Here is a 24,263-nt window from a genome sequence, read left to right as displayed (position 1 = left end):
AGACGCGCGCGGGAAACCCGAGGCTCTGCGCCCCCGCCCGGCTCGGCCCCCTTCGGACCGGCTCAGCGCCGCACGTGGCCGTCGCCCGTGACGATGTACTTCGTGCTGGTGAGTTCGGGCAGGCCCATCGGGCCGCGGGCGTGGAGTTTCTGGGTGGAGATGCCGATCTCGGCGCCGAAGCCGAACTGGCCGCCGTCGGTGAAGCGCGTGGAGGCGTTGACCGCGACCGTCGTGGAGTCGACCAGCTGGGTGAAGCGGCGGGCCGCCTGCTGGGAGGTGGTCACGATGGCCTCGGTGTGGCCCGAGGTCCACAGGCGGATGTGTTCGACGGCCCTGTCGAGGGAGTCGACCACAGCCGCCGCGATGTCGTACGACAGGTACTCCGCCTCCCAGTCTTCGGCCGTGGCCTCCACCACCGTCGCCTTGGAGTCCTTGGCGTAGGCCAGCACGCGCTCGTCGGCGTGGACCGTGACGCCCGCCTCGGCGAGGGCGTCGAGGGCGCGGGGCAGGAACTCGGGGGCGATGTCCTGGTGGACCAGGAGGGTCTCGGCGGCGTTGCAGACGCTGACCCGCTGGGCCTTGGAGTTGATCAGGATCTCGACCGCCATGTCGATGTCGGCCTGGGCGTCGACGTAGACGTGGCAGTTGCCGGTGCCGGTCTCGATCACCGGGACCGTGGACTCGGAGACGACCGTCCGGATCAGCGAGGCGCCGCCGCGCGGGATCAGGACGTCGACCAGGCCGCGGGCGCGCATCAGCTCGCGCACGGACTCGCGGCTCTCGCCCGGTACGAGCTGGATCGCGTCGGCGGGCAGCCCCGCGCCGCCGACCGCGTCGCGCAGCACACGCACCAGCGCGGTGTTCGATTCGTACGCGGAGGACGAGCCGCGCAGCAGGACCGCGTTGCCGGACTTCAGGCAGAGGGCGGCGGCGTCGACCGTCACGTTCGGGCGGGCCTCGTAGATGATGCCGACCACGCCGAGCGGAACGCGGACCTGGCGCAGGTCGATGCCGTTGGGCAGGGTCGAGCCGCGGACGACCTCGCCGACCGGGTCGGGCAGCGCGGCCACATCACGCACATCGGCGGCGATCGCGCGGATCCGCTCGGGCGTGAGCGTCAGCCGGTCGATGATCGACTCACTGGTACCGGCCTCGCGGGCGCGCTCGATGTCCTTGGCGTTGGCCTCGACGATCTCGCTCGTACGGACCTCCAGCGCGTCCGCGATGGCGAGCAGCGCGTCGTCCTTGTCGGCGCGCGGGAGCGGCGCGAGGTCGGCGGCGGCGCCCTTGGCGCGGTAGGCGGCACGGGTGACCGGGGACATGGAGTCGTACGGCGAGAGCGTGGTCATGAGGGAAGCGTAGTGCGCCCCGTGGAGACGTCCATCTGCTATCCCAAAGCGCGAGACAGGGAGGAAAGCCGCGAAGCGGGCATCGGGGCTAGAAGGGGTGGACTCCCACCGGGGTCGCCGGGGGCGGGCCGTACCCCTCGGCGACGCGCTGGTGGTACGTCTGGCGGTCGATGACCTCCAGGCCGACGATCTCCCAGGGCGGCAGCCCGGCCGTACGGCGGTGCTCACCCCACAGGCGCAGGGCGACGGCGGCGGCGTCGTGGAGGTCGCGGGCCTCTTCCCAGTAGCGGATCTCGGCGTGGTCGCTCGCGTACCTGCTGGTCAGCAGAAAGGGGTGGTCGTGGGCAAGCTGTTCGAGGCCGCGCCTGACCTCCTTCAGCGGGGTCTCGGGGCCGGAGACGCTGAGCGTGACATGCCACAGCCGGGGCACGTCCTCGGGCTCCTTCCCGTGGCCGCCCTCGTACGTGTCCGAGGCGGCGACGCTGGTGAGCGTCCGCTCCTCGCCGGCCGCACGGGAGGTACCACCACCACGGGACGCCGCGGCCCCGGGGCGCACTCGTCTCACGACGGCCTCCTTCGCTCACTCGGTCGCACTTCGCAATGGGTCGGGCTCGGCGACGGGGGCCGTGTCGGGCCCCCGTCGATGGTGCGTGTCGTGCTCGTCAATGGGTCGTGCGGAATCTCCCTGAGACAAAGTTGAGCAGGCTCAAGGGCTTCGCGTGGCGGTTTTACGGAACGTCTTCCACCGGAGGCCGGCCTTTTGCCACCCACGCAGGGCCGCTGGTCAGGGGTGCAGGAGGACCAGATCGTCCCTGTGTACGACCTCTCGTTCGTACGCGGGACCCAGCTCGCGCGCCAGTTCCCGCGTCGAGCGCCCGAGCAGCTGGGGGATCTCCTTGGCGTCGAAGTTCACCAGCCCGCGCGCCACCGCCCGGCCCGTGCCGTCCCGCAGCTCGACCGGGTCGCCCGCGACGAAGTCGCCCTCGACCGCCGCGATTCCGGCCGGCAGCAGCGACTTGCGGCGCTCGACGACCGCGCGCACGGCACCGTCGTCGAGGGTGAGCGAGCCCTGGGGGGTGGAGGCGTGCTGGAGCCAGAGCAGCCGGTCGGCGGAGCGCTTGCCCGTGGGGTGGAAGTACGTGCCGGTGTCCCGGCCGGCGAGGGCGTCGGCCGCGTGGACGGCGCTGGTCAGCACCACGGGGATGCCCGCCCCGGTGGCGATCGCGGCCGCCTCGACCTTGGTGACCATGCCGCCGGTGCCGACGCCCGCCTTGCCGGCGCTGCCGATCTCGACGTGCGCGAGGTCCTCGGGACCGCGCACTTCCGCTATGCGTGACGTACCGGGCTTGCTGGGGTCGCCGTCGTACACGCCGTCGACGTCCGAGAGCAGGACCAGCAGGTCGGCGCGGACGAGGTGGGCGACGAGGGCGGCGAGGCGGTCGTTGTCGCCGAAGCGGATCTCGTCCGTGGCGACCGTGTCGTTCTCGTTGACGACCGGGAGGGCGCCCATCGCGAGGAGTTTGTCGAGGGTGCGGGAGGCGTTGCGGTGGTGGGCGCGGCGGCTCATGTCGTCGGAGGTGAGGAGCACCTGGCCGACGCGGATGCCGTAGCGGGCGCAGGAGGCGGTGTAGCGGGCCACGAGCAGGCCCTGGCCGACGCTGGCGGCCGCCTGCTGCCGGGCGAGGTCCTTGGGGCGGCGGCGCAGGCCCAGCGGGGCGAGGCCGGCGGCGATGGCGCCGGACGAGACCAGCACGACCTCCTTCTCACCACCGCTGCGGGTCTTGGCGAGGACGTCCACGAGGGCGTCCACCCGGTCCGCGTCGAGGCCTCCGGAGGCGGTGGTGAGGGACGAGGACCCGACCTTGACGACGATCCTGTGGGCTTCCGCCACGCCCGCCCTGTGAGCCTGCGCCACGCCTTGCCTTGCCGCTGACACGCGTATCCCCAAATTGTTCCGACGAGTCCGGTGTGTGCGTTCCGCAATCTACGTGAGGATGCGGATCGGGCGCGTCGCCATTTCGCTGGGCGGACGGCGCGATGTCGCTCCCCGGGCCGGGTGAACGACATGCGGCCTTTATGAGGAGACGGTGAGAAGAGCACCGAAGTTCCGAGCGCTTTGCCCGTTTCCCGGTGATTATCCCCACGGAAGATTGCTCCCCGGGCGCCCTAGGTCATACGGTCAGGGATCGGCCTTCCTTATTCCGGGCCCCGGGGGCGGAAGGCGCCCGGGGGCGCGCGTACGGAGGCGGGCCGCTCCCACTACTCTCTTTTCTCCCTTCCGTCGCACCCCTCCGCAGGAGCCCCGCCCGTGCCCTCCGCAGGCCTCGTACCCCGCCGCGTCGCGCAGCTCTCCGCGCTGCTCGCGATGTTCGCGCTCTTCACGGCCCAGATCGTCTCCGCGCTGCTGCCGAACATTCCCGTGTTCGTCGCCGCGAGCGCGGCGGGCCTCGCTCTGGACACGTACTTGCAGTACCGGGACCCAGGGCTGCTCGCGCTGCTCGGCAAGGTCCGCTTCGACGCGCTGGTACGCCAGCTGCTGCGCGACATGATGATCCTCGTGGGGCTGCTGCGCATCGACGGCATCGACCCACTGCGCGAGCAGGCGCCGCTGCTGATCGGCCTGTGCGTCTTCTACGCGGTGCACTTCGCCTGCCAGGGCGTCTCCGTCCTGGTGCGCCGCAGCCGGACCCTGCCGATCGTCACGCGCAACATCGACGCCTCCGCACTGCGCCTGAGCACCGCCCCGCCGCGCATCCTGGCCCGCCGCCAGGCCCACCGGCTGCTGACGTTCTCCGTCCCGATCACCACCGGTCTGTTGGTCACCGCGGCCACCCAGGACGCCACGTGGGGCGGCATCGGCCTCGGCGCCTCCCTGACGCTGCTGGTCGCCGGCACCGCCTACCTGGCCTCCTGGCTGCTGCCGAAGAAGCGGGCCAAGAACGAGCAGCAGGTCATGGAGTGGCTGGACGGCTGGCTGGAGAAGTACCGGCCGACGACGGCCATGTACTTCTCCGGCGGTACGTCCTCGGCGTACCAGGCGAACATGTGGCTCTCCACGCTCTCCCAGTTGGAGAAGCCGCTGATCGTGCTGCGCGAGCGCTTCATGGTGCAGAAGATCGACGCCACGGACGTGCCGGTCATCTGCTTCCCGAAGGTCTCGACGATGTTCTCCCTGGAGAACTCGACGCTGAAGATGATGCTGCACCCGGCCAACGCCGCGAAGACCTCCCAGGTCCTGCGCATCCCCACGATCAAGCACGCCTTCATCAACCACGGCGAGAGCGACAAGCTGTCCTCCTGCAACCCGTACGCGAAGGCGTACGACGAGGTGTGGGTCGCCGGTCCCGCCGCTCGCGACCGGTACGCGCTCGCCGAGGTCGGCGTCGAGGACAAGGACATCGTCGAGGTCGGCCGCCCGCAGCTCGCGCCGATCCGTCCGTACGCCGGTCCGCCGACCCGCCCGTTCACGACCGTCCTGTACGCCCCCACCTGGGAGGGCTGGGACGGCAACCCGGGCAACACCTCGGTGGTCCTGGCCGGCGAGAACATCGTCCGGCGGCTGCTCGCCGACGAGAAGGTGCGCCTCCTCTACAAGCCGCACCCGATGACCGGTTCGGTCGACCCGCGCGCGGGCGTCGCCAACGAGCGCATCAAGGCGATGATCCGCGAGGCCAACACCAAGCGGTCGGGCGCCCGGCCGAGCGCCGAGGCGGCGGCCGAACTGACCCGCCGCACGGCCGATTTGGACAAGCTGACGTCGACGTCGTTCCGTTCCAGCGCGGACGAGATGGAGCGGATGCTGCTCCAGGGCACGCCGAGCGGTGACCGCGAGGCCGCCATCGCCGAGGCCACGCTGGCCTGGGAGAAGGCGTACTGGGCGTCCTTCCCCGAGTGGGAGCACCTGATCGTCACCGAGGCGCGTCCCGCGATCTTCGCCTGCTTCAACGAGGCGGACCTGCTGATCAGCGATGTCTCGTCGGTCGTCTCCGACTGGCTGTCCAGCGAGAAGCCGTACGCCGTCGCCAACACGTCGGGCATGACGGAGACCGCGTTCCGCACGGGCTTCCCGACGGTCTCGGCGGGTGTCGTGCTCACCCCGTCCGCCGCGGAGGTCCCGGCCCTGCTGGAGGCGGTCCGCAACCCGGAGAAGGACCACTTCACCCAGGCGCGTGCCGATCTCAAGGAGCACCTCCTCGGCCCGTCCGACCCGCCGTCCCTCGTCCGCTTCGACGCGGCGGTCAGGACTCTGTGCGCCAAGGCCGACGACCGCCGGGTACGGATGGAGTCCCGCCTCGCGGCGGAGATCCCCTCACCTCGGGGCGCGGCCGACGAGCTGACGGGCGAGCCGTCGGAGGCCGAGCCGAGCGACGCGGAGGATGCGTTCAGCTCCGCGGAGAGCAGGTAGTAGGAAGGCGAAGGGCCCCGGAGGTCACCTCCGGGGCCCTTCGTCATGTTGTTCGCGTAGCGGCACCCCCGTGAGCGCCGGGCCGCGCGACCTGCCTTCGGTCAGCGGCGGTGCCGGGCGCCCGATGGCTCGGGGGCGCCTGCCGGTCGTACGCGGCTGGTCGCGCAGTTCCCCGCGCCCCTCACGGACGCCCGACAGGCCCTAGAACGGCTCGAAGTCGTCGTACTCCTTCTGGACCTCGTCCAGCTCCGCCTGGCGGTCCCGGCGGCGCTGTACCGCCGGTCGGGGCGCCTCGAAGCGGTGGTCCTCCCCACGGCGGCCGAGCATCTCCGCGCCGGCCATCACGGTCGGCTCCCAGTCGAAGACGACCGCGTTGTCCTCGGGGCCGATGGCCACGCCGTCGCCGGAGCGGGCGCCCGCCTTCATCAACGCCTCCTCGACACCGAGGCGGTTGAGCCGGTCGGCGAGGTAACCCACGGCCTCGTCGTTGCTGAAGTCGGTCTGGCGTACCCAGCGCTCGGGCTTCTCGCCACGCACCCGGAAGAGACCGTCCTCCTCCTGTACGACCGTGAAGCCCGCGTCGTCCACGGCCTTGGGCCGGATGACGATCCGGGTCGCCTCCTCCTTCGGCTTGGCGGCGCGCGCCTTGCCGACCAGGTCGGCGAGGCCGAACGACAGCTCCTTCAGACCGGTGTGCGCCACCGCGGACACCTCGAAGACCCGGTAGCCGCGTGCCTCCAGGTCCGGCCGCACCATCTCGGCGAGGTCCTTGCCGTCGGGTACGTCGATCTTGTTGAGGACGACGATCCGGGGCCGGTTGTCGAGGCCGCCGTACTGCTTCAGTTCCTCCTCGATGATGTCGAGGTCGGAGAGGGGGTCACGGTCCGATTCGAGCGTCGCCGTGTCGAGGACGTGCACGAGGACGCTGCAGCGCTCCACGTGACGGAGGAATTCCAGGCCCAGGCCCTTGCCCTGGCTGGCGCCGGGGATGAGACCGGGCACGTCGGCGATCGTGTAGACCGTCGCGCCCGCCGTCACCACGCCCAGGTTCGGGACGAGCGTCGTGAAGGGGTAGTCCGCGATCTTCGGCTTGGCGGCGGACAGGACCGAGATCAGCGAGGACTTGCCCGCGCTCGGGTATCCGACCAGCGCCACGTCGGCGACCGTCTTCAACTCCAGGACGATGTCCCGGAGATCCCCGGGCACACCGAGCAGCGCGAAACCGGGCGCCTTGCGGCGGGCGGAGGCCAGCGCCGCGTTGCCGAGGCCACCGCGGCCGCCCTGCGCCGCGACGAACGAGGTGCCGTGGCCGACGAGGTCGGCGAGGACGTTGCCCGCCCTGTCCAGCACCACGGTGCCGTCCGGGACCGGCAGGACCAGGTCCTGGCCGTCCTTCCCGGAGCGGTTGCCGCCCTCGCCGGGCTTGCCGCTGGTGGCCTTGCGGTGCGGCGAGTGGTGGTAGTCGAGAAGCGTGGTGACGGACTGGTCGACGATCAGGATGACGTCACCGCCACGCCCGCCGTTGCCGCCGTCGGGGCCGCCGAGCGGCTTGAACTTCTCACGGTGGACGGAGGCACAGCCGTGACCTCCGCTACCCGCGGCGACATGCAGTTCGACGCGGTCCACGAAGGTGGTCATGGGATGTGCCTCCAGTTACTACGGGGTACTACAGGGATGTGCTCTGGGTCCAACACGCGAAAGGCGGACCCGCCTTCCCGACCGGGAAGTGAGGTCCGCCTCGCGAAAGACTTCCGGTCAGCCGACCGGAACGATGTTCACGACCTTGCGGCCACGGCTGGTGCCGAACTCGACCGCTCCGGCGTTCAGCGCGAACAGCGTGTCGTCCTTGCCACGGCCGACGCCCGCACCCGGGTGGAAGTGGGTGCCGCGCTGGCGGACCAGGATCTCACCGGCGTTGACGACCTGACCGCCGAAGCGCTTCACGCCGAGCCGCTGAGCGTTGGAGTCGCGACCGTTCCGAGTGGACGATGCGCCCTTCTTGTGTGCCATCTCTCCTCAGTCCCTTACTTCGCAGCCGCGGGGATCTCAGTGACCTTGATCGCCGTGTACTGCTGGCGGTGGCCCTGACGACGGCGGTAGCCGGTCTTGTTCTTGTAGCGAAGGATGTCGATCTTGACGCCCTTGTGGTGGTCCACGACCTCGGCCTGGACCTTGATGCCGGCCAGCACCCACGGGTCGCTGGTCACAGCGTCGCCGTCGACAACGAGCAGGGTCGAGAGCTCGACCGTGTCGCCAACCTTGGCAGTGGAAATCTTGTCAACCTCAACGATGTCGCCGACAGCAACCTTGTGCTGGCGACCACCGCTGCGCACGATGGCGTACACGCGGATCTCACTCTCTCGCTCGGGAACGGCACCCCCGCAGTCCAGCCGCCCGACACGCGAACGGCCTCTCCCGGGGCGCCCGGCGCCCGGAAGGATGAGGTTTACGGAGATGTGACGCGTCTCTACCTACGGACACGCCGACGGTCAAGGTTACGGGGCGTGCCCCGAAAGGGTCAAACCGAGCCCCGCCCGCCCCACCGGCCGCTCACGCGGCGGGCTTCTCACCGTCCGCGGGCAGCGGCTTCACACCCTTGCAGAGGTCCGTGGTGTCCGCCTTGCCCGGGTACGCGACTCCGATGACCTTGTTGAAGTGGGCCTTGTACATCTCGTGCACGGCGTCGTCGTCGACCTTGACGATCGACTCGTCGTTCTCGCGCAGCGCGGGCCCGGTGTAGTTGCCGGAGCCGGTGAAGCTGACCTTGTTGCGCACCCCGTCGTACATACCGTCCACCAGGATGTACTTGGAGTGGATGATGTACGGCGTCGTCAGCTTCTGACCGGGGTTCACGGGGTCCCGGTCGTCGTTGTAGCACCGCACCGTCGGCCCGCCGGACGTGTGCATCTTCTCCCACGTCCCCGCCGTCCCGCCCGAGCTCTTCGCGCTGTCGGACTCGGCGTACACGATGCTGACGTTGCAGCCCGCCTTCCTCAGCGAGACCAGCTTGCTCGCGATCGCCATCCGCGTGATCTTGAAGATGGCGACCCGCACCCAGGTCTTCTGTGTGACGCCGGCGCTGTCCTTGTACGTGCACTGCACGTTGTTGAGCACGGAGTACACGGTGTCGGTGTCCCGTGTGCTCCCGGCCCGGGGGAAGAAGTACGCCTTGTACAGCCCGTTGCTGACGGTCCGGTACTCCCAGCTCGCCCAGTCCCGGGCGGCCATCGTGTCGAAGTAGTCCGCGTAGGCGTCGTACATCGTCGGGTTGTCGGGCAGCAGCAGCGCGTCGTTGAAGAACCTGGTGTGCGCGGAGGGAGTGGAGTTGGAGGTCGTCTGCACGACGACGTTCGTCGCCCCCTCGACCGCCGAGAACAGCCAGAACTTGTTGTGCATGATCGACTGCCCGTACTTCGGGTCCCCGAGGCAGGACTTGTCGACGGGGCAGGTCGCTATGTACGACCTCTTCGTACGGTCCGTGCCGAGCGCGTCGGCCAGGCTGTCGTACGAGGTGTTGGTGGGCCGGTCGCTGACGCTCGACTCGTCCAGCAGCACCTGGACGTTGACACCGCGGTTCTTGGCGGCGACCAGCGCGTTGACGACCGACGCCTCCCACACGTGGTAGACGGCGACCTTGATGGTGGAGCCGGGGAGCGCGGCTGCGGTCAACTCGATGAGCCGATCCCGGATCGCGTACTGCTCGTCCGTGTCCAACGGGTCGTTGAAGACCGGGCCTTCGGTCCAGGTGGGCGGGTCGTCGGCGGTCGCGGTGCCGACGGACATGAGGCTCTGCACACCTGCCGCCGACAAGACCGTGGCGAGCGCCACAGCCCGCCGCCCCCTCCTGACGCGCACGCGCGCCATGCGATCCCCTCCCCCGGTTCCCCGATCACGACTACGTGAGTTTTACAGGCGTTTTGGGGCCCTCCAAGCGCCAGAAGAGGCCTCCGTGACAAAACCGGGACGCGAAATCGGACGATCCCCCACCAACTCCCCCGCCCAACGTGAGAATTCCCTCGCACAACGCCCCGTAAGGGGCACGGGGAACCGTGCGCCCAGCCCCCACAAACCCGCACCCGACAGACCCATCCAGGGGGGCGGGGGGCGCGGCCCCCTGGATGGGGAACGGGCAGGGGCGGCGGGGGCGGAAAACACAAGTGCCCCTGCCCGACGGAAACCGCCGGGCAGGGGCACCGAGTTGAATCAGACGAACCGTCAGCCTTCGTCGGTGGAAGCCGTGACCGTGGCCGGCGAAGCCTGCTCCGCCGCGGCCGTCGTCTTCTTCGCCGCCGTCTTCTTCGTCGCGGCCTTCTTCGCCGTGACCTTCTTCGCAGCCGTCTTCTTGGCCGCCACGGTCTTCTTCGTCGCGGCCTTCTTCGCCGTCGCCTTCTTGGCCGTCTTCCGCGCGGCCTTCTTGGCGGGCGCCTCAGCGACCTCAACGACCTCAGCGACCTCCTCGGAGACCGAAACCTCAGCCTCAGCCTCGGCCGCCGGGCTCTCCGCCCCAGCCGACGGAACGACCACGACGGCCGCCTCCTCGGACGCGGTCGGTGCCGTGGCCTTGCGCACCGCACGCCGCCGCGGACGAGCCGGAGCGGCGCTCTCGGCGACCACCTCGGCCACGGGCTCGGCAACCGCCTCGGCGACGGGCTCCGCGACGGGCTCGGGCGCCGCCACCGGCTCCGCCACCGTCACCACGGCCACCTCGGCCTCGGCCGGCGCGCCCGCCGGAGCGGACACCTTCCGGGTCGCACGACGACGCGTACGCCCCTTGGGCGCGGCCTCCTCCACGGGCTCGCTCGGCGCCGGCGCCTCCACGACCGGGTCCTCCACCGCGACCGGCTCGGCCTCGGCGGCCTGCCGCGACTTCGGTGCCCGCTCCTCGACGACATCGGCCACGGTCACGGTGTCCCGCTGCCGGGGCGCACCCGAGGGCGCCGAGGCCCGCCGGGTCGCACGGCGCCGCGAACGGCCGCGCGTGACCGCGGCCTCCGCCTCGGCGACGCTGCTGTACAGATCCTCGTCCGGCTCGAACTCCGGCCCGGGCAGCGCGACCGGCTCGGCGACCTCGGCGGCCACCTCGGCCTCGGACTCGACGGCCTCCAGCGGCTCCACGACCTCGGCCGCCTCGACGGCCTCCGCCACATGCTCGTGGTCGTGCTCGGCGCCGCCACGCCCACGCTTGCGGCGCTTACCGCCTCCGCCGCCACCGACCGCGGACGGCTGGTCCATGTGGACGATCACACCACGGCCGTTGCAGTGGACACAGGTCTCGGAGAACGACTCCAGCAGCCCCTGCCCGACCCGCTTGCGGGTCATCTGGACCAGGCCCAGCGACGTGACCTCGGCGACCTGGTGCTTCGTACGGTCGCGTCCCAGGCACTCCAGGAGGCGCCGCAGCACCAGATCCCTGTTGGACTCCAGAACCATGTCGATGAAGTCGATGACGACGATGCCGCCGAGGTCGCGCAGCCGCAGCTGGCGCACGATCTCCTCGGCCGCCTCCAGGTTGTTCCTGGTGACCGTCTCCTCGAGGTTGCCGCCCTGGCCGGTGAACTTGCCGGTGTTGACGTCGACCACGATCATGGCCTCGGTCTTGTCGATCACCAGCGAACCGCCGCTGGGCAGCCAGACCTTGCGGTCCAGCGCCTTGGCGAGCTGCTCGTCGATCCGGTACGTCGCGAAGACGTCGACCTCGGAGGTCCACTTCGACAGCCGCTCGGCGAGGTCGGGCGCGACGTGCGAGACATATCCGTGGATGGTCTCCCACGCCTCGTCGCCGCTCACGATGACCTTGGTGAAGTCCTCGTTGAAGATGTCGCGGACGACACGGACGGTCATGTCCGGCTCGCCGTAGAGCAGCGTCGGTGCGTTGCCGCTCTTCGCCTTCTTCTGGATGTCCTCCCACTGCTCCTGGAGCCGCTCGACATCCCGGCGCAGCTCGTCCTCGCTCGCGCCCTCGGCGGCGGTGCGCACGATGACGCCCGCGTCCTCGGGGACGATCTTCTTGAGGATGGTCTTCAGCCGGGCCCGCTCGGTGTCGGGCAGCTTGCGGCTGATGCCGGTCATCGAGCCCTCGGGGACGTACACGAGGTAGCGGCCCGGCAGCGACACCTGGCTGGTCAGACGGGCGCCCTTGTGCCCGATCGGGTCCTTGGTGACCTGCACGAGGACGGACTGCCCGGACTTCAGCGCGGACTCGATGCGCCGCGGCCCGTTGGCCATGCCCAGCGCCTCGAAGTTGACCTCACCGGCGTACAGGACGGCGTTGCGGCCCTTGCCGATGTCGATGAAGGCGGCCTCCATCGAGGGCAGCACGTTCTGGACCTTGCCCAGGTAGACGTTGCCGACGTACGAGGTCGACTGCTCCTTGTTGACGTAGTGCTCGACGAGCACGTTGTCCTCGAGGACGCCGATCTGGGTGCGCTCGCCGCTCTGCCGGACGACCATGACGCGCTCGACGGCCTCGCGGCGGGCCAGGAACTCGGCCTCGGTGATGATCGGAACGCGGCGGCGGCCCTGCTCGCGGCCCTCGCGGCGGCGCTGCTTCTTGGCCTCCAGACGGGTCGAGCCCTTGATGGACTGCACCTCGTCGGAGGGCTCCGCCTTCGGGCGGGGCTCGCGGACCTTGACGACCGTGCGCTCGGGGTCGTCGGACGCGGCCTCGGCCTCGGTGCCCGAGTCACCGGCGCGACGACGACGGCGACGGCGACGGCGGCTGCTGCTGGAGCCGGACCCACCGGCGTCCTCGCGCTCGTCCGCCTCGTCCTCGGCGTCCTCCTCCGCCTGCTCGGCGGCGTCCTCGGCGTCCTGCGCGGCCTGCTCGGCGGCGAACTCCTCGCCCTCACCGGCCTCGGCGGACTCGCCCCGGCGACGGCGACGGCCGCCCCGGCGACGGCGACGACGCGACCCGGTGGACTCCTCCTCGCCGAACTCGTCGCCCTCGGCGGACTCCTCGGCCTCGAAAGACTCGTCCGTCTCCTCGATGTCCTCCGCCTCGTCGGTCTCCTCGACCTCGTCGACGGTCACGGCGGCGGCCACGGGCTCCGCCTCGGCGGGCTCGCCCCGACGGCGACGGCGACGACGCGATCCGCCGGTCTCCTCCTCGCCGTACCCACCGAACCGTGCGGGCTGGGCGGCCTCGGGAGCCTCGACGACCTCCGTGGCCTCCTCCGCCTCTGCCGCGGCCTGGGCGGCGGCGCGCTCGGGCGTCTGGAACATCGGCTCGGTGAAGACGGGCGCCTGGAACACGGCCACGGCGGGCCGCGCGGGCCGGGCCGGGGCCTCCTCGGCGACCGGCGCGGCGGGCGCGGAGAAACCACCGGCGGCCTTGCGGGTGGCGACCCGCCTGCGGGCACGGCGCGGCGCGGCCTCCTCGTCCTCGACGGCCGGCGCGGCGGCGACAGCGGGAGCGGCGGGCTCCGCCACGGGCTCCTCCGCGACGGCGGCGCTCTCGGGCTCACCGGCGGGCGCGGAGACCCGGCGCGTGGCACGCCGACGCGTACGACGCGGGGCGGCGTCTTCGGCCACGTCCTCGGCGACCTCGGCCGCCTCGACCGGCACGGCAGTCTCTTCAGCCACCGGAACGTCCTCCTCCACGGCCTCGGCGGCCTTCGGCTCACCGGCGGGCGCGGCCGCACGGCGGGTGGCACGACGACGCGTACGAGCAGCCGGGGCTGCCTCCTCGACCGGCGCGGCCTCGGCAGCGGGCGCCTCGACGACGGCCTCGGCCACTTCGACGGCCTCGGTGGACTCGACGGTCTCGGCCGCCTTGGGCGCACCGGCGGGCGCCGACGCACGACGGGTCGCACGACGACGCGTACGAGCGGCGGGGGCGGCCTCCTCGACGGGGGCGGGCTCCGCGGCAGAAGCGACGGTCTCGGCGGCGGCGACCGGCGCCACGGTCTCGACGACCTCGGCGGCCTCCGCCTCCTTCGGCGCACCGGCCGGTGCGGACGCCCGGCGCGTCGCACGACGGCGCGTACGCCCGGCGGGCGCGGCCTCCTCGACGGGGGCGGGCGCCTCGGCCACGACCTCTTCGGTCTCCTCGACCTCTACGGCCTCGTCCGCCTCGTTCGTCACGAGGTCCTCGGACTGGGCGGCCGGTATGGCCGGCGCGACGGTCTCGGCAGTGGCCTCGGCCTCGGCCGTGGGCGGTCCCGCCGGGCGCGACGCGGCGCGACGGCGGCGGCGCGGCGGCAGGGTGTCGCTCGGCGTGTTGTGTTCGGAGCCCTGAGCGGACTCTGTGGGTTCGGTCGGTTCGAGCATGCGGGCGTTTCTCCCGTCAGGCTCCCGGGCGCCGCGCCTGGTCCGGCGATCAGCCGGTGACGTCCGCGGCTCGCGCGATGCGCGACTGCCGCCGTCCGGGGCGCGGGCGCCGCACGGGAGCTCTCTGTGTCCTGTCTCGCCGGTTCCGATACGCCATGTTGCGTATTGGCCTGGCGAAAGTCTTGTGGTCGGTGCGCTGCCCGACCCAGGTGGCTCCCGGATACGAGGGCGGCGCTACGACGTTTCGTCCCTACGCGGGGCCTTCCGACGCCGGCGCCTTCGCGGCGGCAGTGGGAGCGGCCGTTGTGAGGGCCGCTGCTGCCTCGCGGTCGGGCGCGAGCGGGTCGGTCACCGTGCCGGTCTCTTCATCGAACAGCCCCTGCGCCAGCCTGGTCACCGCTGCGGGGACCGGCGGCGCCAGGTCGGCCACGGCGCGAAGACCGGACAGGACGTCGTCGGGTCGTACGGCAGGCGTCACGTGCCGAACAACCAGCCGCAGTATCGCACAGGGCTGGTCGCTAGGCCTATCAGCCTGTGGACTGTGCGTCTCATCACCGTCGCGAATGTCGAGGTCGACGACGGCCGCACGGGCGTCGAACGTCCGTACACCGTTCTTGGTCCTGCGCTGGACCTCGACGAGGTCCGCCGCCTTGAACGCGGCGACCGCGCGCTCGGCGTCCGCCGGGTCCACGCCGTCCAGTCGCAGTTCCCACACGGAAGCCGTGAGCCGGTCGGCGAGGCCGGAGGTGCGGGCCTCGACCGCGTCGACGACGTCGAGCCCGGCGGGCAGCGACTCGTCGAGGAGGATCCTGAGTTTCTCCGGGTCGCGCGCGTCGGTGAGCGCGATCTCCAGATACTCCGCCTCACTGCCCGTGCCGGTGGGTGCGGCATTGGCGTACGACACCTTCGGATGCGGCGTGAACCCCGCCGAGTACGCCATCGGCACTTCGGCACGGCGCAGCGCACGCTCGAAGGCGCGCTGGAAATCACGGTGGCTGGTGAACCGGAGGCGGCCGCGCTTGGTGTAGCGCAGTCGGATGCGCTGCACCGCGGGTGCGGGCGGCGGGCCTTCGGGCTGTCGCTTGCCCAGTGTCGTTCAGTCCTTCGTGAGAGCGGTCGTACTGCTACCAAGAGTACGTGTGTCGGCGGCTCCCGGTTCCCGTCGGGCCACCGGCTCCGGCTCCGCGGGCTTCCCGAACAGCGCCCACCGCACGCTCGCACGTGCCTGCCGTACGGATTCGCGGGCCGTGGCCAGGGCCTGTCGGGTGGCGCGCCCCACAGCGCGGGCGACCTCGGTGGCGGGCTTCCAGATCACGTCCCGTACGACATGGCCGGCGGGGGTGAGGACGGTCCGGTACACCCAGCGCGAGGGCTCGACGAGGATCCAACGGAAGAAGGTCGCGATGGCCCGCCCGAGGACCAGCGAGATCCGGCCCGCGACGCGCCACGCGTGTCCGAGGGCGTCCCAGATCTCCCGCCCGACGACGGCGAGGAACCGTCCGGCCGGCGCGAGCACCCAGCGCCAGAGGGCGATGGCGGGCAGCACGAGCAGCACGCGCAGCGTCCAGTAGATGCCGAGCCCGATCCCCGTGAAGATCATCCGTACGAGCCATACGACACCGCCGGCCACCCATGCGATCGCGTGCCCGAGGGGCGTCAGCGCGTAGGTGTAGAGCCAGACGGCCGGGGCGACCAGCAGATATCGCACGAGCCAGGCGACGACCGTGAACACCCCGAGCCCCGCGGCCGCGATGCCCCGCCCGATCCACCTGGCCAGCCACGCGACTCCGCGCCCGAGCGGCGCGAGCGTCCAGGTGTACAGCCAGACGAGCCCGGCGCCGATGCCCTTGGCCGCCCACACCAATCCGGCCCAGAGACCCCGCGCGAGCCAGGTGATCGCATGCCCGACCGGTGTCAGCACCCACCGGTACAGCCACACCAGCGGCACCACGAGCAGCCAGTACCCGAGCCAGGCCAGCGCCTTGCCGACCGGCACGACGACGTACCGCCACAGTGCCACCCACGGCCACACCAACACCGCCCGGGCGACCCACAGCAGCGCCCGCCCGACCGGCCGCAGCACGGTGTCCAGCAGGAACCGCCCCACGACTACCAGCGCGTCCCACACGATCCGCACCGGCACGACGAGCACGAGCACGACGATCCGCACCGGCAGCCGGACGGCGACGACGAGGCACCCCTCGGGCGCTCCGGAGGGTGGGCCGCCGGGCGGCCTGGCGGGCGGCCCGGCCTGCGGCTTTTCGAGATCCATGAAGACCAAGACACACCAAGGGCCCCCGTCCGTTGCAGCGGGGGCCCTGGTCGTCACCAAGGTGTTACTCGAACTCCTGGCCTACCTCGGCTACTTCACGACCGACAGCGGCAGCAGCTTCTTGCCCGTGGGGCCGATCTGGATGGCCGTGTCCATCTGCGGGCACACACCGCAGTCGAAGCACGGCGTCCAGCGGCAGTCCTCGACCTCGGTCTCGTCGAGGGCGTCCTGCCAGTCCTCCCAGAGCCAGTCCTTGTCGAGGCCGGAGTCCAGGTGGTCCCAGGGCAGGACCTCCTCGTAGGCGCGCTCGCGGGTGGTGTACCAGTCGACGTCGACGCCGAAGTCGGCCAGGGCCTTGTCGGCGCAGGCCATCCAGCGGTCGTACGAGAAGTGCTCGCGCCAGCCGTCGAAGCGGCCGCCGTCCTCGTAGACGGCGCGGATGACGGCGCCGACGCGGCGGTCGCCGCGGGAGAGCAGGCCCTCGACGATGCCGGGCTTGCCGTCGTGGTAGCGGAAGCCGATGGAGCGGCCGTACTTCTTGTCGCCGCGGATCTTGTCGCGGAGCTTCTCCAGGCGGGCGTCCGTCTCCTCGGCGGAGAGCTGCGGGGCCCACTGGAAGGGCGTGTGGGGCTTGGGGACGAAGCCGCCGATCGAGACCGTGCAGCGGATGTCGTTCTGGCCGGAGACCTCGCGGCCCTTCTGGATGACGTTCATCGCCATGTCGGCGATCTGCATGACGTCCTCGTCGGTCTCCGTCGGCAGGCCGCACATGAAGTACAGCTTCACCTGACGCCAGCCGTTGCCGTACGCGGTCGCGACGGTCCGGATCAGGTCCTCCTCCGAGACCATCTTGTTGATGACCTTGCGCATGCGCTCGGAGCCGCCCTCGGGGGCGAAGGTGAGGCCGGAGCGACGGCCGTTCCGCGTCAGCTCGTTGGCGAGGTCGACGTTGAAGGCGTCCACGCGGGTGGAGGGGAGGGACAAGCCGATCTTGTCCTCCTCGTACCGGTCCGCCAGGCCCTTCGCGATGTCGCCGATCTCCGAGTGGTCGGCGCTCGACAACGACAGCAGTCCGACCTCCTCGAAGCCCGTCGCCTTCAGGCCCTTCTCGACCATCTCGCCGATGCCGGTGATCGAGCGCTCGCGCACGGGGCGCGTGATCATGCCGGCCTGGCAGAAGCGGCAGCCGCGGGTGCAGCCGCGGAAGATCTCGACCGACATGCGCTCGTGGACCGTCTCGGCGAGCGGCACGAGGGGCTGCTTGGGGTACGGCCATTCGTCGAGGTCCATGACCGTGTGCTTGGACACGCGCCACGGGACGCCCGACTTGTTGGGGACGACCCGGCCGATGCGGCCGTCCGCGAGGTACTCCACGTCGTAGAACGCCGGGATGTAGACCGAGCCGGTCTTCGCGAGGCGGAACAGGACCTCCTCGCGGCCACCCGGGCGGCCCTCCGCCTTCCACGTGCGGATGATCTCGGTCATGTCGAGCACGGCCTGCTCGCCGTCGCCGATGATCGCCGCGTCGATGAAGTCCGCGATCGGCTCGGGGTTGAAGGCCGCGTGGCCGCCGGCCAGGACGATCGGGTCGTCGAGGCCGCGGTCCTTGGCCTCCAGGGGGATCCCGGCCAGGTCCAGGGCGGTCAGCATGTTCGTGTAGCCCAGCTCCGTGGAGAAGGACAGGCCGAACACGTCGAAGGCCTTCACCGGGCGGTGGCTGTCCACCGTGAACTGCGGCACCCTGTGCTCACGCATCAGCGCTTCCAGGTCCGGCCAGACGCTGTAGGTGCGCTCGGCGAGGACGCCCGCGCGTTCGTTGAGTACCTCGTAGAGGATCATGACGCCCTGGTTGGGCAGACCGACCTCGTAGGCGTCCGGGTACATGAGCGCCCAGCGCACGTCGCAGGACTCCCACTCCTTGACCGTGGAGTTGAGCTCGCCGCCGACGTACTGGATCGGCTTCTGCACGTGCGGGAGCAAGGCTTCGAGCTGCGGGAAGACCGACTCGACAGACATCGCGGGGTTACCTTCGTGAGCATGAGCTGACAGGGGTGACCACCCAGCCTAACGCGACCGGAGGTACCACTCGTACGCGTCGAGGGCGTCCCCCCTGTCCCCCGTTCGGCTCAGAGGGCCACCCTGGCCCTGACCGTCTCCCACGCGCCGGGCAGTTCGTCCTCCCCGGCCGCGGCGGCCCGCTCCTCGCGCCCGTAGAGGATCCCGTAGGTGAAGGCGCTCTCCCCCGCCTCGTGGGCCTGGAAGGCGATGTCACGCAGGGTCTCGCGGGCCATCACGCTGTCCTGGTGGTCGCCGAGGAGGGTCTGGAGGGACTTCATGTCCTTGACCAGGTGCTCCGCCGGTTTGCCGAGGACGGGCGCGGCGGCCTCCGCCGCGTACCGGGTGCGCTTGGCCTTCTTGCGGGCCTCGTGCATGGCGGTCGATCGCTCGTGGCCGGGTGGCTGAGCGAGGGCCTCCTCGATCAGGGCCTCCACCTTGGCCAGGTCGCGCTTCACCGCCTTGCGGAGCACCTTCTCCGGGTCGCCCCCGGCGGCCTTGGCGAGCGGCGGGTCGGCGATGAGGACGTCGAGGGACTCAAGCAGCGCCAGATACCGCTCTCCGTCCAGTACGCCGATGAGTCGCTGCCGGGAGCCGGCGCCCCGGGAGTGCGCCCAGGTGCTCAGGCGGGTGCGGACCGGGCCGGTGATCAGGCCTTCGGTGAGGTCGTCGAGCGCGGCCGTGAGGCGTTCGGACAGGACCTCCTGGTCGCGGTCGACGCCGAGTTCGGCGGCCAGCCACTTCAGTTCGTCGCCTATGGGGTCGGTGACGGTGCGGTCCAGGACCTTGCCGAACGACTTGAAGGTGCTGCGCAGGCGGCGGGTGGCGACGCGCATGCTGTGCACGGAGTCGAAGAGGTCACGGCGGACGGCGGGGTCGAGGTCGACGATCGCGTCGCGCTGGGTGCGGACGTAGGCGAGGACGTGGTCGGCGGGGGTGACGGGCTTGCCGGGTTCCTCGGCGGCCTCGGCCCGCTGGCCGGCCTGCTTGCTCTTCTTGCCCTTCTTTACCTTCTTGCCCTTCTTGGGCGCCGTCTCCTGCAGTGCCCTGGCCAGCTTGGACGGGGACTCCGAGGGCCGTACGCCCGCCTTGCGGAGCTTCTTGTCGACCTTGGTGAGGAAGGCCGGGTCGCCGTCGTCGGCGAGTTCGACCTCGATCTCGGACCACTGGGCGGTGCGGCCGCCATCGGTGAGCCGTTCGGCGACCACGGCGTCCACGCTGACCTCGGCGAGGAGGGTGCCGTCCGCGTCCAGCAGGTCGCTGACGTCACGGGAGGAGAGCAGGCGGACCAGGGGGATCAGCTCGGCCTCCCGGACCCGGGAACGCACGAGCCCCGCGAAGTCGCGGGGCAGGTCGTCGGAGAGGGGGGCGCGGATCTCGTCGCGTACGCCGGAGGAGACGGGGAACTTCAGGTGCCAGCCCGCGTCGCTGCCTCCGGTGCGGCGGCGCAGAGTGATCCCGGCGGCGGCGAGGCGTTCGTCGGGGGTGTCGTAGTAGACCGCGTCGAGCTCGGCCACACCCTTGTCCAGGACCGTGGCGACCCCGGCCACCCCGGTCAGGTCGGGCAGGCCGCTCTCGTCGGACTCGTACTTACGCTCGATCTCGCGCTTGGTGTCCGCCATGAATTGAATCTAGTCGGATATCCGTTCCCTGGGCAGCCCCAAGCAGGTCGAACGGCCGATACCTGGCGTTTCCCTCCTGTACACCTGGGCTTGTGGCTACGCCGACATCGGGCGCTCCACCCTGATCGACTGCAACAGCCCCACCGCCACCCACACCGCGAACATCGAGGACCCGCCGTACGACACGAACGGCAGCGGCAGGCCCGCGACCGGCATGATTCCGAGGGTCATGCCGATGTTCTCGAAGGCCTGGAAGGCGAACCAGGCGATGATGCCGGCGGCGACGATCGTGCCGTACAGCTCGGTCGTCTCGCGGGCGATGCGGCAGGCGCGCCAGAGCACGACACCCAGCAGCAGGATGATCAGACCCGCGCCCACGAAGCCCAGCTCCTCGCCCGCCACCGTGAAGACGAAGTCGGTCTGCTGCTCGGGGACGAACTGGCCGGTGGTCTGTGAGCCCTTGAACAGGCCCGTGCCGAGCAGTCCGCCGGAGCCGATGGCGATACGGGCCTGGTTGGTGTTGTAGCCGACGCCGGCCGGGTCCAGCTCCGGGTTGGCGAAGGCGGCGAAGCGGTTGATCTGGTACTCGTCCAGCACCCCGAGCTGCCAGACCAGCACCGCGCCGAGCGCGCCCGTGCCGATGAGGCCGAAGATCCAGCGGTTGGAGGCGCCGGAGGCGAGCAGCACGCCGAGCACGATGACCACCATGACCATGACCGAGCCGAGGTCGGGCATGAGCAGGACGATCACTATCGGGACGGCGGCGAGACCGAGGGCCTGGACGACCGTGCGGTGGTCGGGGTGGGTTTTGTCGCCCGCGTCGACCCGGGCCGCGAGCAGCATCGCCATGCCGAGGATGATCGTGATCTTCACGAACTCGGAGGGCTGGAGCGAGAAGCCGCCGCCGATGACGATCCACGCGTGGGCGCCGTTGATGGTCGCGCCGAGCGGGGTCAGCACCGCCAGGATCAGCAGCACCGACAGGCCGTAGAGGATCGGGACGGCCGTGCGCAGGGTGCGGTGGCCGAGCCAGACCGTGCCGATCATCAGGGCGAAGCCGATGCCGGTGTTGAGCAGGTGCCGGAAGAGGAAGTAGTACGGGTCGCCCTGGTTGAGCTCGGTGCGGTTGCGGGTCGCCGAGTAGACGAGGGCCGCGCCGATCAACGAGAGCGCGATGGCCGAGAACAGTATCGGCCAGTCGAGCCTGCGGGCGAGCGAGTCACGGGCGAACAGGCGGGTCCAGCCGGAGCGTTCGGGCCCGTACCCGGAGACGGAGAAGCTGTTGCCGGTCATACGGTCCTCGTCCTCCGCCTCTTGCCGCGGCAGGCACCGCGCCTGCGTGCGTCGCGGTTGCCGCTGCCACCACGGGTACCGACGATCGCCGCCACATCGCCTGCGGCGAGCGTCTGGATGTCCTCCTCCGCCGCCAGTTCCTCCGCGGTCTTCTTCGGCGGGTACTCCCCGACCTTCGGAGCGTCGATCGAGCCGTCGGACTCGATCTTCGGCAGGCCCTTCTGCGGGGTGTAGAGCAGCGCCTTCTTCTTGTCGATCTTGCCTGCCTCGGAGATGCCGTAGAGCGCGTTGTAGATCTTGCGCACGGCGGGCGCCGAGGCGCCGGAGCCCGTACCACCCTGGGAGATGGTCATGACGACCGAGTAGTCCTTGGTGTACGTGGCGAACCAGGAGGTCGTCTGCTTGCCGTAGACCTCGGCCGTACCCGTCTTGGCGTGCATCGGGATCTCGTCCTGCGGCCAGCCGCCGAAACGCCAGGCGGCCGTACCGCGGGTGGCGACTCCCGCGAGGGCTTCGTCTATCTCGTCGCGGGTCGTCCGCGTCATCGGCAGCTTGCCGTGCGACTTGGGCGCGATCTTCTGGACCGTCTTGCCGTCGGCGCTGACGACGGCCTTGCCGACCGTGGGGTCGTACAGCGTGCCGCCGTTGGAGATGGCCGCGTAGATGGTGGCCATCTGGATGGGGGTGACGAGGGTGTCGCCCTGGCCGATGGAGAAGTTGACGGAGTCACCGGCGCGCATGCGGTTGCCCTCGAGGCAGTTCTCGTAGGCGATCTGTTCGGCGTACGTCCCGCCCTTCTTGCCGTACTTGCACCAGGCGTCCTTGTTGGCCTTCCAGTACGACTGCTTCCACTGGCGGTCGGGGATGCGGCCGGTGACCTCGTTGGGCAGGTCGATGCCGGTCTCGGCGCCGAGGCCGAACTGGTGGGCGGTCTTGTAGAACCAGTCCTTGGTGTTCTTCTTCGGGTTGATGCCGCCGTCGCGCTTCCACTCCTCGTGGGAGAGGCGGTAGAAGACCGTGTCGCAGGAGACCTCCAGGGCGCGGCCGAGGCTGATCGGGCCGTACCCCTTGGACTCGAAGTTCTTGAAGACCTGGCCGCCGATCGAGTACGAACTGGAGCACTCGTAGGGGCCGCCGAAGGAGTAGCCCGCGTTCACCGCGGCGGCCGTCGGGACCACCTTGAAGATGGAGCCGGGGGCCGACTGGCCCTGGATCGCGCGGTTCAGCAGCGGGTAGTTGGACTTCTTGCCGGTGAGCCTGGCGTAGTCCTTGGCGGAGATGCCGCCGACCCAGGCGTTCGGGTCGTAGTCAGGGTTGGAGGCCATGGCGACGACGCGGCCGGTCTTGGCCTCCATCACGACGATGGCGCCGGAGTCCGCCTTGTAGTTCGTCCCCGTGTTCCGGTCGACCTGCTTGCGGGCCTCGATCATCGCCTCGTTCAGCTCGTACTCGGCGATGCGCTGCACGCGGGAGTCGATGCTGGTGACGAGGTTGGCGCCGGGCTCGGCCGGGTCGGCCTCGGCCTCGCCGATGACGCGGCCGAGGTTGTCGACCTCGTACCGGGTGACGCCGGCCTTGCCGCGCAGCTCCTTGTCGTACTCCCGCTCCAGGCCGGAGCGGCCGACCTGGTCGGAGCGCAGATACGGCGAGTCGGTGTCCTGCGCCTTGGTGATCTCCTCGTCGGTGACGGGCGAGAGATAGCCCAGCACCTGCGCGGTGTTGGCGCCGCCGGGGCTGGCGTAGCGCCGTACGGCCTGGGGCTCGGCGGTGATGCCGGGGAAGTCCTCGGAGCGCTCGCGGATCTGGAGGGCCTGCTTGGCGGTGGCCTCGTCGGTGATGGGGATCGGCTGGTAGGGCGAGCCGTTCCAGCAGGGCTGCGGGGTCTCGGAGTCGCACAGCCGGACCTTGTCCATGACCTCCTTGGGCTTCATGCCCAGGACGCCGGCGAGCTTGGTGAGGACGCCCTTGCCGTCGTCGGCCATCTTCAGCAGCTCGGTGCGGGAGGCGGAGACGACGAGACGGGTCTCGTTGTCGGCGATCGGCACACCGCGCGCGTCGAGGATCGAGCCGCGTACGGCGGGCTGCACGACCTGCTGGACGTGGTTGCCCGACGCCTCCTTGGCGTAGGCGTCGCCCTCGCGGATCTGGAGGTACCAGAGGCGGCCGCCCAGGGTGCCGAGGAGGGAGAAGACGAGGATCTGGATGATGACGAGCCGGATCTGGACCCGTGGGGTCCGTCCGGTCTCCGGGATGTTGGTCACTGTCTCCCCCTCTCAGCGCGTGTACGGGTGGTGCGGGTACGGGTGGTGTTTCTGACGTGCCCTCACAGCCGCTTGACCCCCTTGATGCGGCCCGCGCGGGCCATCCGCGAACGCGCGGCCTTGATACGGAGTCCGCGCTGGTTGCCGATGCGCAGCCCCGTGCCGGAGGAGAGCCAGCCCGAGGAGACGTCGGCCGCCTTGCCGGCGCCGCCCGTCTCGGAGAGCGGGTTGTTCTCGGCGCGGCGTGCGAGCGCCATGATGCCGGGGACCACGAAGGGCGCGAGCAGCAGGTCGTACAGCGCGGCCGTGAACAGCAGGCTGGGCAGGCCGACATGACGGGCCGCGTCGTCGCCGACGAGGGCGCCGACACCCGCGTACAGCAGGGTCGAGCCGATCGCGGCGACGACGACCACGGCCATCGGGCCGGTCGCCGACTTGAGCCGTCCGGACTCGGGCTTCGCGAGGCCCACGAGGTAGCCGATGACGCACAGCACCAAGGCGTACCGGCCGGCCGCGTGGTCGGCGGGTGGCGCGAGGTCGGACAGCAGTCCGGCGCCGAAGCCGATGAGGGCGCCGCCGACATGGCCGTAGACCAGGGCGAGCCCGAGGACGGTGAGGAGGACGAGGTCCGGTACGGCGCCCGGGAGATGGAGTCGGGCGAGGACGCTCACCTGGATCACCAGGGCGACGATCACCAAGGTGCTGGAGAGCAGCATCCGGTTGAAGCGCATGGGGTGT

General features: G+C 70.7%; 16 protein-coding genes. 1 reads left to right on the top strand and 15 read right to left on the bottom strand.

Going from position 1 to position 24,263, the window contains the following annotated elements; translation table 11 throughout:
• Positions 1 to 62: 62 nt before the first annotated feature.
• The 3 genes from SGFS_RS37650 to proB form a co-directional block, all read right to left on the bottom strand.
• Positions 63 to 1,349, bottom strand: a complete 1,287-nt coding sequence (locus tag SGFS_RS37650) for a glutamate-5-semialdehyde dehydrogenase (RefSeq protein ID WP_286256659.1) — start codon at positions 1,347 to 1,349, stop codon at positions 63 to 65.
• An 88-nt stretch (positions 1,350 to 1,437) separates the two neighbouring features.
• Positions 1,438 to 1,905 (bottom strand): hypothetical protein, encoded by a 468-nt coding sequence (locus SGFS_RS37645; RefSeq protein ID WP_286260265.1) that lies wholly within the window; start codon positions 1,903 to 1,905, stop codon positions 1,438 to 1,440.
• A gap of 228 nt (positions 1,906 to 2,133) precedes the next feature.
• Complete coding sequence (gene proB / locus SGFS_RS37640; RefSeq protein WP_286256658.1) at positions 2,134 to 3,240, bottom strand: glutamate 5-kinase; 1,107 nt, start codon at positions 3,238 to 3,240, stop codon at positions 2,134 to 2,136.
• A gap of 417 nt (positions 3,241 to 3,657) precedes the next feature.
• On the opposite strand from proB, the gene SGFS_RS37635 reads away from it, so the two are divergent.
• Positions 3,658 to 5,754, top strand: coding sequence for a hypothetical protein (locus SGFS_RS37635; protein ID WP_286256657.1), 2,097 nt, complete (start codon positions 3,658 to 3,660; stop codon positions 5,752 to 5,754).
• 201 nt (positions 5,755 to 5,955) lie between these two features.
• Here the strand turns inward: SGFS_RS37635 and obgE are convergent, their stop codons facing one another.
• The 12 genes from obgE to mreD all read right to left on the bottom strand — a co-directional run bounded on the left by obgE (position 5,956) and on the right by mreD (position 24,256).
• Positions 5,956 to 7,392 carry a GTPase ObgE gene (gene obgE, locus SGFS_RS37630; RefSeq protein ID WP_286256656.1) on the bottom strand — a complete coding sequence of 479 codons (1,437 nt, stop codon included), beginning with the start codon at positions 7,390 to 7,392 and terminating at the stop codon, positions 5,956 to 5,958.
• A gap of 117 nt (positions 7,393 to 7,509) precedes the next feature.
• On the bottom strand, positions 7,510 to 7,764 hold the full coding sequence (gene rpmA / locus SGFS_RS37625) for a 50S ribosomal protein L27 (RefSeq protein WP_286256655.1): 255 nt from the start codon (positions 7,762 to 7,764) through the stop codon (positions 7,510 to 7,512).
• A gap of 14 nt (positions 7,765 to 7,778) precedes the next feature.
• A complete protein-coding gene (gene rplU / locus SGFS_RS37620) occupies positions 7,779 to 8,099 on the bottom strand; it encodes a 50S ribosomal protein L21 (protein ID WP_007381993.1) in 321 nt (106 codons plus the stop codon).
• Positions 8,100 to 8,304: 205 nt separating this feature from the next.
• A complete protein-coding gene (locus SGFS_RS37615; protein WP_286256654.1) occupies positions 8,305 to 9,537 on the bottom strand; it encodes a phospholipase D-like domain-containing protein in 1,233 nt (410 codons plus the stop codon).
• Between the two features lie 432 nt (positions 9,538 to 9,969).
• Complete coding sequence (locus SGFS_RS37610) at positions 9,970 to 14,022, bottom strand: Rne/Rng family ribonuclease (protein ID WP_286256653.1); 4,053 nt, start codon at positions 14,020 to 14,022, stop codon at positions 9,970 to 9,972.
• Between the two features lie 250 nt (positions 14,023 to 14,272).
• The gene (locus SGFS_RS37605; RefSeq protein ID WP_286256652.1) at positions 14,273 to 15,070 is read right to left on the bottom strand and encodes a TIGR03936 family radical SAM-associated protein; all 798 of its coding nucleotides are present in this window, start codon (positions 15,068 to 15,070) and stop codon (positions 14,273 to 14,275) included.
• A gap of 48 nt (positions 15,071 to 15,118) precedes the next feature.
• Entirely contained in the window at positions 15,119 to 16,294 is a 1,176-nt protein-coding gene (locus tag SGFS_RS37600; protein ID WP_286256651.1) for a hypothetical protein, read from the bottom strand.
• 90 nt (positions 16,295 to 16,384) lie between these two features.
• A complete protein-coding gene (locus tag SGFS_RS37595; protein ID WP_286256650.1) occupies positions 16,385 to 18,310 on the bottom strand; it encodes a TIGR03960 family B12-binding radical SAM protein in 1,926 nt (641 codons plus the stop codon).
• Between the two features lie 110 nt (positions 18,311 to 18,420).
• Positions 18,421 to 19,971, bottom strand: a complete 1,551-nt coding sequence (locus SGFS_RS37590) for a CYTH and CHAD domain-containing protein (protein ID WP_286256649.1) — start codon at positions 19,969 to 19,971, stop codon at positions 18,421 to 18,423.
• A gap of 96 nt (positions 19,972 to 20,067) precedes the next feature.
• The gene (rodA, locus tag SGFS_RS37585) at positions 20,068 to 21,264 is read right to left on the bottom strand and encodes a rod shape-determining protein RodA (protein ID WP_286256648.1); all 1,197 of its coding nucleotides are present in this window, start codon (positions 21,262 to 21,264) and stop codon (positions 20,068 to 20,070) included.
• On the bottom strand, positions 21,261 to 23,525 hold the full coding sequence (gene mrdA / locus SGFS_RS37580; RefSeq protein WP_286256647.1) for a penicillin-binding protein 2: 2,265 nt from the start codon (positions 23,523 to 23,525) through the stop codon (positions 21,261 to 21,263). The genes rodA and mrdA overlap by 4 nt, the downstream gene beginning before the upstream one ends.
• A 62-nt stretch (positions 23,526 to 23,587) precedes the next feature.
• Positions 23,588 to 24,256: a rod shape-determining protein MreD gene (mreD, locus tag SGFS_RS37575; RefSeq protein WP_286256645.1), complete on the bottom strand. Its 669-nt coding sequence runs from the start codon at positions 24,254 to 24,256 to the stop codon at positions 23,588 to 23,590.
• Between the last annotated feature and the right edge of the window lie 7 nt (positions 24,257 to 24,263).

Origin of the sequence: Streptomyces graminofaciens, from assembly GCF_030294945.1 — a bacterium.
GTDB lineage: Bacteria > Actinomycetota > Actinomycetes > Streptomycetales > Streptomycetaceae > Streptomyces > Streptomyces graminofaciens.
This window is presented reverse-complemented; position numbering and strand designations above follow the sequence as displayed.